This window comes from Actinokineospora sp. NPDC051303, assembly GCF_055586285.1.
This window is the reverse complement of record NZ_JBVJIN010000021.1, coordinates 108,713-122,441: the sequence shown is the minus strand read 5'-3', so window position 1 is coordinate 122,441 and position 13,729 is coordinate 108,713. Positions and strand designations below refer to the sequence as shown.

Sequence of the window (13,729 nt, the reverse complement as noted above, 5' to 3'; positions counted from 1 at the left end):
GGCCGAAGGCTCCCCACCCGTCTTTCCCACGACGGGATCTTCCTTCGTAGGGGCCCCAAAGAAACCACTCCACCCCATCGAGCAACCCCACACAAGCAAACCCCCCCGAAAGCTCCAGGAACCCCCGGGACCAAGCTCACAACCGAGCAGCAACCCCATCAAGCAAAATAGACAGCCCAACCTCAAACGTCTCCCGAGCCTCATTCTCCATATAAGGCACAGTCTCGTTCACCGGCTCCCCGCCCCGCTCAGCCTCCAACCAGCAAATCCCCGGATAACGCTCAGCAAAATCCGGCGCCAACTCAGACAACAACGGCGACCGCGCATACCACCAGTCATCATCAGACAAGCCAGTCTCCGCCGCAGCCTGCCGAGACTCAGCGCTCATCTGCGCCGCCCCGCGCACAAAATGCGACAAAGTCCCCACCACCGACCGCACCTCCCGCCCCGAAAGCCCCGTCCCCCGAAGCACCCGCAGCAACGCCTCTAGCACATCGAACTCATGCGGCCCCAGCACAGGCCGAGCCTGCGACACCGTCAGCACCCACGGATGACGCAGATAGAACGCCCACAAATCCTCCGCCCAAGCGGTGACCGCGGTCCGCCACGGCCCGGTGTATTCAGTGGCAAGTTCTGCATGCGCCCGGTCGTACATCAAATCCACCAACGCGCTCTTGTCCGCCACATAGGTGTAGAGCGCCATCGCCGTGCGCCCCAGCCGCTCGCCGACCGCGCGCATCGACAGCCCGGCCATGCCCTCCGCGTCGGCGACGGCGATGGCGGCGTCCACGATCACGTCCACGCTCAGCGCGGGCTTGGGGCCGGGCCGTCCAGCCGAGGTGTCCGGCGCGCGCCACAGCAGGGGCATGGACCGGCGCGGATCGCCCTGTGCGGCGAAAACCGCCATCGCACGTCTCCTTATCGCGTAAAGTAATCTCGGCAGCCAACACTTTACGCCGTAAGGATCGCACCTGATGCAGCCAGGCTCCATCCCCACCGCCGACAGCCACGACGTCATCCAGGTCCGCGGGGCCCGGGAGAACAACCTCGCCGACATCTCCCTCGACATCCCCAAACGCAGGCTCACCGTGTTCACCGGCGTCTCCGGATCGGGCAAGTCCTCGCTGGTCTTCGGCACCATCGCCGCGGAGTCGCAGCGGCTGATCAACGAGACCTACACCGCGTTCGTCCAGTCGTTCATGCCGACGCAGAGCCGTCCCGACGTCGACGCGCTGCACAATCTGAGCGCGGCGATCATCGTCGACCAGGAGCGGATGGGCGCCAACTCCCGGTCCACCGTGGGCACCGCGACCGACGCGCACACCATGCTGCGGATCGTGTTCAGCAGGCTCGGCGAGCCGCGCGTCGGCCCGGCGACGGCGTTCAGCTTCAACAGCCCGGAGGGCATGTGCCCGGCGTGCGAGGGCATCGGACGGGTCTCGGCCATCGATATCGACCAGTTGGTCGACCGCGACCTCTCGCTCAATGAGGGCGCCATCACCGTTCCCAATTTCACCGTGAACACCTGGTACTGGCAGTCCTTCGCCCAGTCCGGCTTCCTCGACCCCGATGTGAAGCTGCGGGACTACACCCCGCAGCAGTGGGAGGACTTCCTCAACAAACCCGCGACCAAGGTCAAGCACGGCACCTTCAACCACACCTACGAGGGTCTGCTCGTGAAGGTGCAGCGGCTTTTTCTCAGCAAGGAACGCGAGTCCATGCAGCCGCATATCCGGGCCTTTGTCGACCGGGCGGTCACGTTCGCCACCTGCGGGTCCTGCGGCGGCGCCCGGCTCAACCCGGCCGCGCTGTCGGCCAAGATCGACGGGCGCACCATCGCCGACTGCTCGGCCATGCAGATCAGCGACCTGGCCGCGTTCGTCGGCAAGATCGAGGACCCGTCGGTCGGCCCGCTGCTCAAGGTCCTGCGCGGCACCCTCGACTCGCTGGTCGAGATCGGCTTGGGCTACCTGAGCCTGGACCGCGAGTCCGGCACCCTCTCCGGCGGCGAGGCGCAACGCGTGAAGATGGTGCGGCACCTGGGTTCCAGCCTCAGCGACGTCACCTACGTCTTCGACGAGCCGACCGTTGGCCTGCACCCGCACGACATCGCCCGGATGAACGACCTGCTGCTTCGCCTGCGCGACAAGGGAAACACGGTCCTGGTCGTGGAGCACAAGCCCGAGGTGATCGCGATCGCCGACCACGTGGTCGACTTGGGCCCCGGCGCGGGTTCAGCGGGCGGGCGCCTGTGCTACACCGGCGACGTCAAGGGGCTGCACGAGTCCGACACGCTCACCGGCAGGCACCTCGGGCACCGCGCCCGCCTGCGCGACCGGCCGCGCACGCCCACCGGCCACATCGCCATCACCGGCGCCTCGCTGCACAACCTCAAGGACATCGACGTCGACGTGCCGCTGGGGGTGCTGACCGTGGTCACCGGCGTCGCTGGGTCGGGCAAGAGTTCGCTGATCCACGGCTCACTGTCCACACGGGACGATGTGATCGTGGTCGACCAGTCGGCGATCCGCGGCTCCCGGCGCAGCAACCCGGCCACCTACAGCGGCCTGCTCGACCCCATCCGCACCGCGTTCGCCAAGGCCAACGGCGTCAAAGCCGCCCTGTTCAGCGCGAACTCCGAAGGCGCCTGCCCGAACTGCAAGGGCATCGGGCTGGTCTACACCGACCTGGCGATGATGGCGGGCGTCGCGTCGGTCTGCGAAGTGTGCGAGGGCAAGCGATTCACCGCGGAAGTGCTCACGCACAAGTTGCGCGGCAAGGACATCAGCGAGGTCCTGGCCATGTCGGTGACCGAGGCGCGGGACTTCTTCACCATCGCCGCGGTCAACCGGATTCTGGACCGCCTGGTCGATGTGGGCTTGGGCTACCTCAGCCTCGGCCAGCCCCTCACCACCCTCTCCGGCGGCGAACGGCAACGCCTCAAACTCGCGATCCGCATGGCGGAGAAGGGCTCCACCTACGTCTTGGACGAGCCCACTACCGGCCTGCACCTAGCCGACGTCGACAAACTCCTGGCCCTCATGGACCGCTTGGTGGACGACGGGAACACCGTCGTGGTCATCGAACACCACCAGGCCGTCATGGCCCACGCCGACTGGCTGATCGACCTCGGCCCCGGCGCGGGCCACGACGGCGGCCAGATCGTCTTCACCGGCACCCCCGCCGACCTGGTGGCCACCTCGGATTCCCTAACCGCCCAACACCTCCGCGAATACGTGACCACCTGACCGTCACGGCCGGGGCAACAACACCGCGACCTCGGTGACGGCGTCCAGCACGTCATCACCGACGCCCCCGCCAACACTCTCAGCCTCGGCGACGACAACGGTGTCGCCGTCGTGGCGAGAGTGGTAGTGGTTTCCGGTGAAGCGGATGTCAGCGACATCGAGCACGCCCGCCGCCAGCGGCGTGATATCGCCTGTCCCGTGCACGTCGTCAAGCCGCTTGAACGCCCGCTTGTCGGCGCGCGAGCGAAAACCCACCCAGGCAACCGAAACGACGACAACGCCACCCGCGCCGTCGCCCACGGCGAACAGCACTCGGGTTAGTGACTCGCAGGGAGTGCCCGCGAAGAACTCCGCACTTGGCCGAAGGAGTGCGCGAGGCAGGTCGCATCCTGCTTCGCAGCCTTCTTGAGGCCACGCATTCCGATCCGCCGCCACGCGTCTTCGGCGTCGCCTTTGCGCGCGGCCTTCTTGCCTTCCCCTTTCTTGGCCGAGAGATTCCGTTCTGCGGCCGACTCGATGGCGCCGCCTGTCGGTTCACCGCCGCCTGAGACGCCACCGCCTAGGCTGCCGCCCGTCGCCACCGCGAGGCCCACCACCGTGGCCGCGACCACGACTCGTGCGCGCCCTGTCCCAGGGTCCGAGCCGCCGCCCGCGCCGCCTATTCGCCGGTTCACCACCGTTGTGCTTCCCACGTTGCCGCTGATGCCATGTTTCTAGCGGGAGAGAGAGACGTGCGAACGAGGACAATCGGGCCAGGACCCCTGGATGGGGCAACACCACCCTGGTCGTTCCCCTGTGGCGGGCGGCGTTATGGAAAGCGGCTGGACCAGGGTGGGCGGTACCGTGGGACGTGCCCTGAGCACGAGGAGCGGCCGTGGAGGGAATCGGCATTTCCGTCGACTTCGACGGTGAGCGGTTGGTCGTCCAAAGCGCCAACGCGGTGGGGAGGTTCGCCCTCGGCGCGGATCGGGTCGTCCTTGTTCCCGATGACCTGCTGACGCTGGCGATCCGCGATGCCGGGGCGATCGGCAATGGGTGGTTGGAGCTGGTGACGCGGGATGAGCGGCGGTACCGGTTGAACTTCACCCGAAGGCAGCAGGCCGCGTTCGCCAGGTTGCACACCGCGCTTGCCGCCGCGCGCGGGAGTGCCGGGGTGCCCCGGCCGCGGGTGCCGGAAGTGTCGGTGACGCTGCGGGGACGCGGGTACTTCAGTCAGGACGTGGTGGGGGAGCCCCACCACGCGGAGGTGTGGGAAGGGCTCGCCGGGCCTGCGCCCACCGGTGAGCGCGAGTTCGTCGCCGAGGTGCGGTGGGAGCCGGAGAACCGGCGCGGTCCGGGCGCGGTTCGGGTGTCGATTGAGGGCCAGGTGGTCGGGCGCCTGCGCGACGACGCGGCGGAGTACGGGGTCGCGCTCGACCGGGTCGGGGGAGTGGGGTGGTGTCGGGCGCGGGTGTGGTGGCGGCGCGACGACGCGGAGTTCATCGCCAGCGTGGCGCTCGACCTGGCCGAACCGGCGCTGCTGATCCCGCTCAACACCGTGGACCAGTCGGCGCGGCACCTGATGGTGCCACCCGGCAGGCCGTTCAAGCTCAGTCGGCTCGGGGAGCACCTGGACGTGCTGGTCCCGTTGGTGCGCGACGCCTACCTGCCGGGCAAGGCGTTGGTGGTGGGCAGTCTGCATGCGACTGAGCGAGTCGGGCCGCGCTCGGCCAGCGAAGTGGTCATGGTGCGGGTCGACGGCCGTGAGATCGGCGAAGTGAGCAGGCAGACCTCCGCCAAGCTGCTGCCCCTGGTCGATCCCCTCGCCGCCGCTGGCGTCACCTGCTACGCCGACGTGCACCTCATCGGCAACGCGCTCGCCGTGGACGCGCGGTTGTCCATCACGCCGCCGGAGGAGCTTCCGCCCGCGTACGTCAAGCGCGTCCAACAGGAACTCCGGGGCGGTTGACGACGCCCGGTGGCGACTTCTTCTCTGGGCGTCGCGCACCCACCACAGTGGACCGCTTTGCGTTGTCGCGGCCCGGCTGATCTGCGACGATTCGTCTTCTCACGACGAATGGAGCATCCGATGTCCTCGCGTCTCAACCCGTACCTCAGCTTCGACGGAACCGCCCGCCAGGCCATGGAGTTCTACCGGGACGTCTTCGGCGGCGACCTGGTCCTCAACACGTTCGGCGACTTCGGCGCCCAGGACTCCCCGGACGCGGACAAGATCATGCACGGCATGCTGGAAACCCCCAGCGGATACACGATCATGGGCGCGGACGTCCCGGCGGGGATGGCCCACAACCCTGGCGACTCCATCACCGTCAGCCTCAGCGGCGATGACGGCGAGGAGTTGCGCGGGTACTGGGAGAAGCTGTCCGACGGCGGCACGGTCTCGGTCCCCATGGAGAAGCAGATGTGGGGTGACGAGTTCGGCATGTGCGTGGACCGCTACGGCGTTCCGTGGATGGTCAACATCGGCGAGCCGCAAGCCTGAGTCCTCCGGGCCGCTCAGCAGCCGAGTAAAGCATGTTTGACACTGTGTCAAACATGCTTTACTTTGGCTCGTGTCAAGTTTTCTTAACACGGGAGCGGTCGTGGCGTTTGAAGAGAAGCGCGCGTGGATCATGCTGGTGGTGACGGTCGGCGGGTACGCGACCTATCTCGCCATCGTCCTCGGGGGCGCGGGCGAAGCGCCGCTCACCGAGGCGCGGTACGTGCCCGCGCTCTTGTGGACGGTCGGCGGCGCCATCGTGGCGGCGATCGCGCTCCAGGTCGCCGTCGCCGCGGCGGCGCCCGGAGAAGCCGACCAGAAGGACCAGCGGGACCGGGAAATCGGCAGGCTCGGCGAGCACATCGGCCAGTCGTTCGTGGTCGTCGGCGGCGTGGCCGCGCTGGTCATGGCGATGGCGGAGGCCGATCACTTCTGGATCGCCAACGCGATTTACCTGGCGTTCGCCTTGTCCGCCGTCCTCGGCTCCGTGGCCAAGATTTTCGCCTACCACCGGGACTTTCAGTCGTGGTGAAGCCGACCAAGGTCACGAACACCATTCGGGCGCTCCGGTTCGCGCAGGGGCAGATGACCCAGGCGGAATTGGCCGAGCGCGTTGGGGTCACCCGGCAGACCGTGATCGCCATCGAACAGGGCCGTTATTCGCCGTCTCTGGAAATGGCGTTCCAGATAGCCCGCGTCTTCGGTGTCGCCGTGGAAGACGTGTTCCAGTATCCCCACCAAGAAGGAGAAACGCCGTGAAGGCGATCGCGCAGGACACCTATGGCTCAACCGAGGTTCTCGAACTCGCCGACGTCGACAGACCGACGATCGGCGACGACGACGTGCTCGTCGCGGTGCGCGCCGCGGGGGTCGACCCGGGCGTGTGGCACCTGATGACGGGCCTGCCGTACCTGGTGCGCGCCGCGGGCTTCGGGCTCCGCACACCGAAGCACCGGGTGCGCGGCCGCGATGTCGCGGGCCTTGTCGAGGCGGTCGGCAAGAACGTCACCGCCTTCCAGCCGGGCGACGAGGTGTACGGCACCTGCGACGGCTCCTTCGCCGAGTACGGCGCCGCCCCCGCTGACCAGTTGGCGCCCAAGCCCGCGAGCCTCACCTTCGAGCAGGCCGCCGCCGTCCCGGTCTCGGGCCTGACCGCGTTGCAGGGCCTGCGGGACGCGGGCCGGGTGCGCGCCGGGCAGCGGGTCCTGATCACCGGCGCTGGCGGCGGCGTCGGCACCTTCGCCGTCCAACTGGCCAAGGCGTTCGACACCGACGTCACCGGCGTCTGCGGCCCGGCGAAGACGGACCTGGTGCGCTCCCTCGGCGCCGACGAGGTCATCGACTACACCCGCCAGGACGCCACCGACGGCTCCCGCCGCTACGACCTCATCCTTGACACGGCGGGCAACCGCCCCCTGTCCCACCTCCGCCGCGCCCTCACCCCCAAGGGCACCCTGGTCATCGCGGGCGGCGAAGGCGGCGGCCGCTGGCTCGGCGGCTTCGACCGCTCCCTGCGCGCGATGGCCCTGTCCCCGTTCCTGAGCCAGAACCTGCGCGGCCTGGTCTCCAAGGAACTCGGCGCCGACCTGCGAATCCTCACCGAACACATCGACGCGGGCAGGCTAGCCCCCGTCCTGGACCGCACCTACCCGCTGGCCGACACCCCCGAAGCCATCGACTACGTGCACAGCGGACAAGCCCGCGGCAAAGTCGTCATCACCGTGTGACCTTCCGCCGCCGAACGGCCCGCACGGCGACCACAACCGCCCCCACGACGACCAGGGCGCCCAACAACTGAAGCCCCGGCGAGTCGTCAGCTTCCCCGTACACGACGCCCGCAAGACCTATCGCGATGGCAAGGGCGGCAAGTAAGTACCTCATCCATCGAGCCTCGCTGACTATCTATCGAATGTCAATAGATCTCGGGGTCACCAGCCGCGCGAACGCCACTCGTCGAGCTTGGGGCGCTCGGCTCCGAGGGTGGAGTCGTCGCCGTGGCCGGGGTAAAACCAGGTGTCGTCCGGCAGTTCGCCGAAGACTCGGGACTCCAGGTCGTCCATGAGGCTGGTGAAGTCTTCGGGGCTGGTGGTTCGGCCGGGGCCGCCGGGGAACAGGGAGTCGCCGGTGAACAGGTGAGGGGCGCCCTCGGGGTCGCGGTAGAGGAGGGCGATGGAGCCGGGGGTGTGGCCGCGGAGGTGGATCACCTCACACGTGACCTCACCCACCTCGATCGTGTCGCCGTGGGTGACGAGGCGGTCGGGAGGAACCGGGAGCGGGGCTGCGTCGGCGGGGTGGGCGATGGTGTTCGCGCCGAAAGCGCCCGCGACGGCGCCGAGGGCCTGCCAGTGGTCGCCGTGCTGGTGGGTGGTGACGATGGTGCGCAGGGTGGGGCGGTCCTGGCCGTAGCCGATGACGTCGGACAGCCGCTCCGGGTCGTTGGCCGCGTCGATGAGCAGGGCTTCCCGGGTGGTCCTGCAGGTGAGCAGGTAGGCGTTGTTGTCCATGGGGCCGACGGACACCTTGGTGATCGTCAGCGCGCCCAGGGTGCGGCGGGCGGCCGGGCCGCCGGGGTCGACATGGCCGGAGTAGTCGAGAAGGTCCACGGTCGCTGACGGTAGTCTGCGCGCCACCGCTTGTCCGCACCCAGGCCTGCGGGGCGCGCCGTGAGGCCCTACCCTGTTACCCGAGCGTGACCTGAACCGACCCCCTGTCGCCCAACACCTGTGAGCTCGTGCAGACCACTGAGACAGCGAACCAGAAGCGGTCCCCGCGCAAGATCAGCTGGGACGTGATCCGGGTGCTGGCCGTGTACTCGGTCGTCATCCAGCACATCACCCACCAGTCGCCGATCAACCACGCCGAGTTGGGGCCGTACCCGTTCGTGCTTCCGCTGCAGTTCGGCGCGAGCACCCTGTTGGTGATCTCCGCCTTCTTCATCTGCGTGACCGTCCGCAGAGGACGGACCGGACACTGGCTGTGGAGTCGGCTGGCCCGGCTGCTGCCCGCCTACCTGGTGGCGGTGGTGGTCACCTACGGCGTCTCCCGCGCCGTCGCGCCCGCCTTCGGCTGGTACCTGCCCACGCACACCGACCTGCTGGCGAACCTGACCCTGGTGCAGGCCTGGTCGCCGCGGTTCCACTGGATCGACGCCTCGTACTGGACGCTTCCGGTGCAGGTCATGGCTTTCCTGGTCGCCGCGCTGCTGTGGCCGAGGGGGTGGGTCCGCGGCTCCCGGATCCCGGTGCTGCTGTGGACGCTGCTGCTCACGCCGCTGGTGATCCGGTTCCTCTGGCGCCAGGACGACGCGCAGCAGTGGGTGAAGTCGGTGTTCGACGGGCTCGCCCTGCACCGGGTCGCGCTGTTCGGGGTGGGCGTGGCGATCTGGCTGTGGACCCGCAAACGCCTGTCCGGCAAGCATCTGGCCGCCTACCTCGTCGCCGCGCTGGTCGCCCAGGACGCGCATTCGTACTTTGTGGACACTCCGTCGACCATCGCGTTCGGGGTGATCCTGGCGGGCATCGTGGCCGCAGCGGGCGGGCCGGACTGGGACATCCCCGGCCTGCGCTCGCTAGCCCGGCCGATCCGGTGGCTGGGCGGGATCTCGTTCGGGGTCTACCTGGTCCACCAGGAACTCGGCTTCGTGCTCGCCCGGTTCCTGCTCGACGCGGGGGTCGGCGCCTGGAGCAGGCTCGTCCTGTGCGTGGCGATGGCCGTGCTGCTCGGCTGGGCGATGACCAGGCTGGTGGAGCGGCCAGCGCACCGCTGGCTCACCGAGTCCGGGCCTGTCGTGGCGCGGCGCGTGCTGAGCACGCTCGCCGCGACCCGCGAGGCGATCCGCGAGTTGCCGCAGGTGCCCGCTCAGCCCCAGGCGGCTAGCTCGGGCGGCGTGCCCACCAGGCCGGTGCCGTCGCCCCGGCCGGTCAGCCAGCCCAGGACCGCCGCGGCCGACCCGCTCAGCTCCCGCGAGCTGGAGTGGGTGGCGATGGCCAGCTCCCAGGTCCGCTGACGCCCGTCGGGCAGGTCGGCGGCCAGCCGCAGCGGCTCGCCGTCCGCGCGCGCCCGGTGCGGTCGCACGGCCAGGTCGAGCAGCCGGTCGAGGTGCGCGGCAGGCACGTCGTCAAAGGTGACGCCCGCGTCCAGGTCGACCAGGTGGTTCCACGCCTCGAACAGCGCCAGCTCGGGCACCTCGGCCGCGGGGAACCAGCGGCCGGACGTGTGCATGATCTGGGCGTCCCAGTCCGAGTCACTCAGACGTGTGATCGCGGTGTGAAACCGGTCACAAGCTGCGTAAAGATCCTCCCGGATGACCTGAGGCAGACGCTGCGCGCCCGCCTCGATGTCGGCGTCCCGGTCGGCGAGACTGGCGTACGCCGCGTGCTCGATTCCGGTCCGCGCCCAGGTCAGGAGGTTGACGAGCGCGTCGGCGTTGCGCGCGAGGTGGCTCACCACGTGCCCGCGCGTCCAGCGGGGCAGCTTGCTCGGCGCGGCGTAGTCGTCATCGGCGAGACCGGCGACCCGCTCGTGCAGCACGACCCACGCCGCCCGCACCGCCTGGTGCGCCGCCGCGGCCCGGGCCGCGCCGCTGGAGCGGCGCTGACCAGGCAGACTCGCCTGGTCTACCGGCGCGTTGGCGGCCGTGCCCGAACCACTCATGCTGACTCCCGGCCTTGGGGGAAGTGAACGGCGGCGATGTGCTCCGACCCCCAGCGTAGGCTGGTCTGGTTACTGGCGGGTACCGCTTCGTGGGTGCATCGCTGTTCCCGCGCCGTCGAGAATTGTCGGTGGCCCGTCCTAGCATGAGCGGTGCCATCGCCGTGGCCGCTCACCCAGCCAAGCAACCCGGCGCACCGCCGCCGCGCCCTGCTCGGCTGACGCCACGCCCGGCAGGCCCGCACGACCCATCAGCACCACCGCGACACCAGCAATGCCAGCGATACCAGCGATACCCCAGCACCAGGCGATACCCGAATACCAGGCAACCCGAGCAACACCGCAGTACCCGCACAGCCTCATGGGCGTGCGACCTCAGCCGTAGCACCGCACAAGAGAGCACTACCGAAGGGACTTCAGTGGCCGACCGCCTCGTCGTTCGCGGCGCCCGGGAGCACAACCTGCGCGGAGTCGACATCGACCTGCCCAGGGACAGCCTGATCGTGTTCACCGGCTTGTCCGGCTCGGGCAAGTCCAGCCTCGCGTTCGACACGATCTTCGCCGAGGGCCAGCGCCGCTACGTCGAGTCGCTGTCGGCCTACGCCAGGCAGTTCCTCGGCCAGATGGACAAGCCGGACGTCGACTTCATCGAGGGCCTCTCGCCAGCGGTCTCGATCGACCAGAAGTCGACCAGCCGCAACCCGCGTTCGACGGTCGGCACGATCACCGAGGTCTACGACTACCTGCGACTGCTTTACGCGCGCGCGGGCAAGCCGCACTGCCCCACCTGCGGCGAGCCGATCAGCAAGCAGACCCCGCAGCAGATTGTCGACCAGGTCCTCGCCATGGAGAACGGCGTGCGCTTCCAGGTCCTCGCGCCGGTCATCCGCGGCCGCAAGGGCGAGCACGTCGACCTGTTCGCCAGCCTGCAAACCCAGGGCTACTCACGCGCTCTAGTCGACGGCACCGCCTACTCGCTGGCCGACCCGCCGAAGCTCAAGAAGCAGGAAAAGCACCACATCGCGGTGATCGTGGACCGGCTCGCGGTGAAGGCGAGTTCCAAGCAGCGCCTCACCGACTCGGTGGAGACCGCGCTGCGCCTGGCAGACGGCCTGGTGGAGCTGGACTTCGTGGACCTGCCGGAGAACGACCCGCACCGGGTGCGCGGCTTCTCCGAGAACCTGGCCTGCCCCAACGGGCACGCCCTCGGCCTGGAAGACCTTGAGCCGCGCTCGTTCTCCTTCAACTCGCCCTACGGCGCGTGCCCGGAGTGCACCGGCATCGGCGTGAAGAAGGAGGTCGACCCGGAACTGGTGGTCCCCGACGACGAGCTGTCCCTTGCCGATGGAGCGATCGCGCCGTGGGCGGGCGGGCAGACCGCCGAGTACTTCGTCCGGCTGCTCACCTCGCTGTCCGAGGCGCTCGGGTTCCGAATGGACACCCCCTGGCGCAGGCTGCCCGCGAAGGCGCAGAAGGCCGTGCTGCACGGCGTGAACGAGCAGGTGCACGTCCGCTACAAGAACCGCTACGGCCGCGAGCGGTCGTACTACGCGGCCTACGAGGGCGTCATCCCGTTCCTGGAGCGGCGCCAGGAGCAGACCGACTCCGAGTACATGCGCGAGAAGTACGAGGGCTACATGCGGGAGGTCCCGTGCCCGGCGTGCCGGGGCAGCAGGCTCAAGCCCGAGATCCTCGCGGTGACCCTGGAGCACGCCGAGCACGGCGACAAGTCGATCGCCGAGGTGTCGGCCATGTCGATCGGGGAGTGCTCGGCGTTCCTCGACGGCCTGACGCTGGGCAAGCGCGAGGCGATGATCGCGGGCGCGGTGCTCAAGGAGATCCAGGCGCGCCTGCGGTTCCTGCTCGACGTCGGCCTGGACTACCTCTCACTCGACCGCGCGTCCGCCACCCTGTCCGGCGGCGAGGCGCAGCGCATTCGGTTGGCCACCCAGATCGGCTCCGGCCTCGTCGGCGTGCTCTACGTGCTGGACGAGCCGTCGATCGGCCTGCACCAGCGCGACAACCACCGGCTCATCGAGACGCTCACCCGGCTGCGCAACCTGGGCAACACGCTGATCGTGGTCGAGCACGACGAGGACACCATCCGCGCGTCCGACTGGGTGGTCGACATCGGGCCGGGCGCGGGGGAGCACGGCGGCAAGGTCGTGCACAGCGGCACGTTCAAGGACCTGCTCAAGAACAAGGACTCGCTGACCGGCGCCTACCTCGCGGGCCGCAGCGAGATCCCGATGCCCGCCGTCCGCCGGGGCGTCGACAAGAAGCGGCAGCTCACCGTGGTCGGCGCGCGGGAGCACAACCTGCGCGGCATCGACGTGGCGTTCCCGCTTGGCGCGCTGGTCGCGGTGACCGGGGTGTCCGGGTCGGGCAAGTCCACCCTGGTCAACGACATCTTGGCCACCGTCCTGGCGAACAAGCTCAACGGCGCCCGGCAGGTCCCCGGCAGGCACACCCGGGTCAAGGGCCTGGAGCACGTCGACAAGCTCGTCCAGGTCGACCAGTCGCCGATCGGCCGCACCCCCCGGTCCAACGCGGCCACCTACACCGGCGTGTTCGACCACATGCGCAAGCTGTTCGCCTCCACCACCGAGGCCAAGGTGCGCGGCTACCTGCCGGGCCGGTTCTCGTTCAACGTCAAGGGCGGCCGCTGCGAGGCGTGCGCTGGCGACGGCACCATCAAGATCGAGATGAACTTCCTGCCGGACGTCTACGTCCCGTGCGAGGTCTGCAAGGGCGCCCGGTACAACCGGGAGACCCTGGAGGTGCACTACAAGGGCAAGACCATCGCCGAAGTCCTCGACATGCCCATCGAGGAGGCGGCCGAGTTCTTCGAGCCGATCAAGGCGATCCACCGGCACCTCAAGACGCTGGTCGACGTCGGCCTCGGCTACGTCCGGCTCGGCCAGCCCGCGCCGACCCTGTCCGGCGGCGAGGCGCAGCGGGTGAAGCTCGCGAGCGAGTTGCAGAAGCGCTCGACCGGCCGCACGGTCTACATCCTGGACGAGCCGACCACCGGCCTGCACTTCGAGGACATCCGCAAACTCCTCGGCGTCATCAACGGCCTGGTCGACAAGGGCAACACGGTCATCGTCATCGAGCACAACCTCGACGTGATCAAAACGGCGGACTGGATCATCGACATGGGCCCGGAAGGCGGCTCCGGCGGCGGCATGGTGGTCGCCGAGGGCACCCCGGAGGACGTGGTGAAGGCCGAGGGCAGCTACACCGGGGAGTTCTTGGCGCACGTCATGTGACCAGGGCACATGACCTCTGGACAGGGTGTATCCCGGTCCGCGAAGCTCGCTCCTACCTCGTAGGCGCGGGTAAGCGCGCA

Annotated in this window: 12 protein-coding genes and 1 pseudogene; 9 read left to right on the top strand and 4 right to left on the bottom strand. The window is 68.9% G+C overall.

What is annotated here, in order from left to right; genetic code table 11:
* Window positions 1-136: 136 nt before the first annotated feature.
* The gene (locus ACZ6SD_RS18245; RefSeq protein ID WP_465318099.1) at window positions 137-907 is read right to left on the bottom strand and encodes a TetR/AcrR family transcriptional regulator; all 771 of its coding nucleotides are present in this window, start codon (window positions 905-907) and stop codon (window positions 137-139) included.
* 67 nt (window positions 908-974) lie between these two features.
* On the opposite strand from ACZ6SD_RS18245, the gene ACZ6SD_RS18240 reads away from it, so the two are divergent.
* The gene (locus ACZ6SD_RS18240; RefSeq protein WP_465318098.1) at window positions 975-3,248 is read left to right on the top strand and encodes an ATP-binding cassette domain-containing protein; all 2,274 of its coding nucleotides are present in this window, start codon (window positions 975-977) and stop codon (window positions 3,246-3,248) included.
* A gap of 3 nt (window positions 3,249-3,251) precedes the next feature.
* Here the strand turns inward: ACZ6SD_RS18240 and ACZ6SD_RS18235 are convergent, their stop codons facing one another.
* Complete coding sequence (locus ACZ6SD_RS18235) at window positions 3,252-3,560, bottom strand: hypothetical protein (protein ID WP_465318097.1); 309 nt, start codon at window positions 3,558-3,560, stop codon at window positions 3,252-3,254.
* A gap of 44 nt (window positions 3,561-3,604) precedes the next feature.
* Between ACZ6SD_RS18235 and ACZ6SD_RS18230 the strand changes: the two genes are divergently transcribed.
* The 6 genes from ACZ6SD_RS18230 to ACZ6SD_RS18205 all read left to right on the top strand — a co-directional run bounded on the left by ACZ6SD_RS18230 (window position 3,605) and on the right by ACZ6SD_RS18205 (window position 7,454).
* Window positions 3,605-3,796 (top strand): hypothetical protein, encoded by a 192-nt coding sequence (locus ACZ6SD_RS18230; RefSeq protein ID WP_465318096.1) that lies wholly within the window; start codon window positions 3,605-3,607, stop codon window positions 3,794-3,796.
* Between the two features lie 326 nt (window positions 3,797-4,122).
* A complete protein-coding gene (locus ACZ6SD_RS18225) occupies window positions 4,123-5,196 on the top strand; it encodes a hypothetical protein (protein WP_465318095.1) in 1,074 nt (357 codons plus the stop codon).
* A 120-nt stretch (window positions 5,197-5,316) separates the two neighbouring features.
* Window positions 5,317-5,730 carry a VOC family protein gene (locus tag ACZ6SD_RS18220; RefSeq protein WP_465318094.1) on the top strand — a complete coding sequence of 138 codons (414 nt, stop codon included), beginning with the start codon at window positions 5,317-5,319 and terminating at the stop codon, window positions 5,728-5,730.
* A 100-nt stretch (window positions 5,731-5,830) separates the two neighbouring features.
* Window positions 5,831-6,259, top strand: a complete 429-nt coding sequence (locus ACZ6SD_RS18215; RefSeq protein ID WP_465318093.1) for a hypothetical protein — start codon at window positions 5,831-5,833, stop codon at window positions 6,257-6,259.
* A complete protein-coding gene (locus ACZ6SD_RS18210) occupies window positions 6,253-6,486 on the top strand; it encodes a helix-turn-helix transcriptional regulator (RefSeq protein WP_465318092.1) in 234 nt (77 codons plus the stop codon). The genes ACZ6SD_RS18215 and ACZ6SD_RS18210 overlap by 7 nt, the downstream gene beginning before the upstream one ends.
* The gene (locus tag ACZ6SD_RS18205) at window positions 6,483-7,454 is read left to right on the top strand and encodes an NAD(P)-dependent alcohol dehydrogenase (protein ID WP_465318091.1); all 972 of its coding nucleotides are present in this window, start codon (window positions 6,483-6,485) and stop codon (window positions 7,452-7,454) included. The genes ACZ6SD_RS18210 and ACZ6SD_RS18205 overlap by 4 nt, the downstream gene beginning before the upstream one ends.
* Window positions 7,455-7,655: 201 nt before the next feature.
* Here the strand turns inward: ACZ6SD_RS18205 and ACZ6SD_RS18200 are convergent, their stop codons facing one another.
* A complete protein-coding gene (locus ACZ6SD_RS18200) occupies window positions 7,656-8,330 on the bottom strand; it encodes an MBL fold metallo-hydrolase (RefSeq protein ID WP_465318090.1) in 675 nt (224 codons plus the stop codon).
* Between the two features lie 128 nt (window positions 8,331-8,458).
* Here ACZ6SD_RS18200 and ACZ6SD_RS18195 point away from each other — a divergent pair, with 128 nt between their 5' ends.
* Window positions 8,459-9,733: an acyltransferase family protein gene (locus tag ACZ6SD_RS18195; RefSeq protein ID WP_465318089.1), complete on the top strand. Its 1,275-nt coding sequence runs from the start codon at window positions 8,459-8,461 to the stop codon at window positions 9,731-9,733.
* Here ACZ6SD_RS18195 and ACZ6SD_RS18190 read toward each other — a convergent pair.
* Window positions 9,700-10,380 (bottom strand): annotated as a pseudogene (locus tag ACZ6SD_RS18190) (maleylpyruvate isomerase N-terminal domain-containing protein); the annotation flags it as partial. The gene ACZ6SD_RS18195 and the pseudogene ACZ6SD_RS18190 overlap by 34 nt on opposite strands.
* 416 nt (window positions 10,381-10,796) lie before the next feature.
* Here ACZ6SD_RS18190 and uvrA point away from each other — a divergent pair.
* Window positions 10,797-13,649, top strand: a complete 2,853-nt coding sequence (gene uvrA, locus ACZ6SD_RS18185) for an excinuclease ABC subunit UvrA (RefSeq protein ID WP_465318088.1) — start codon at window positions 10,797-10,799, stop codon at window positions 13,647-13,649.
* Window positions 13,650-13,729: the final 80 nt, after the last annotated feature.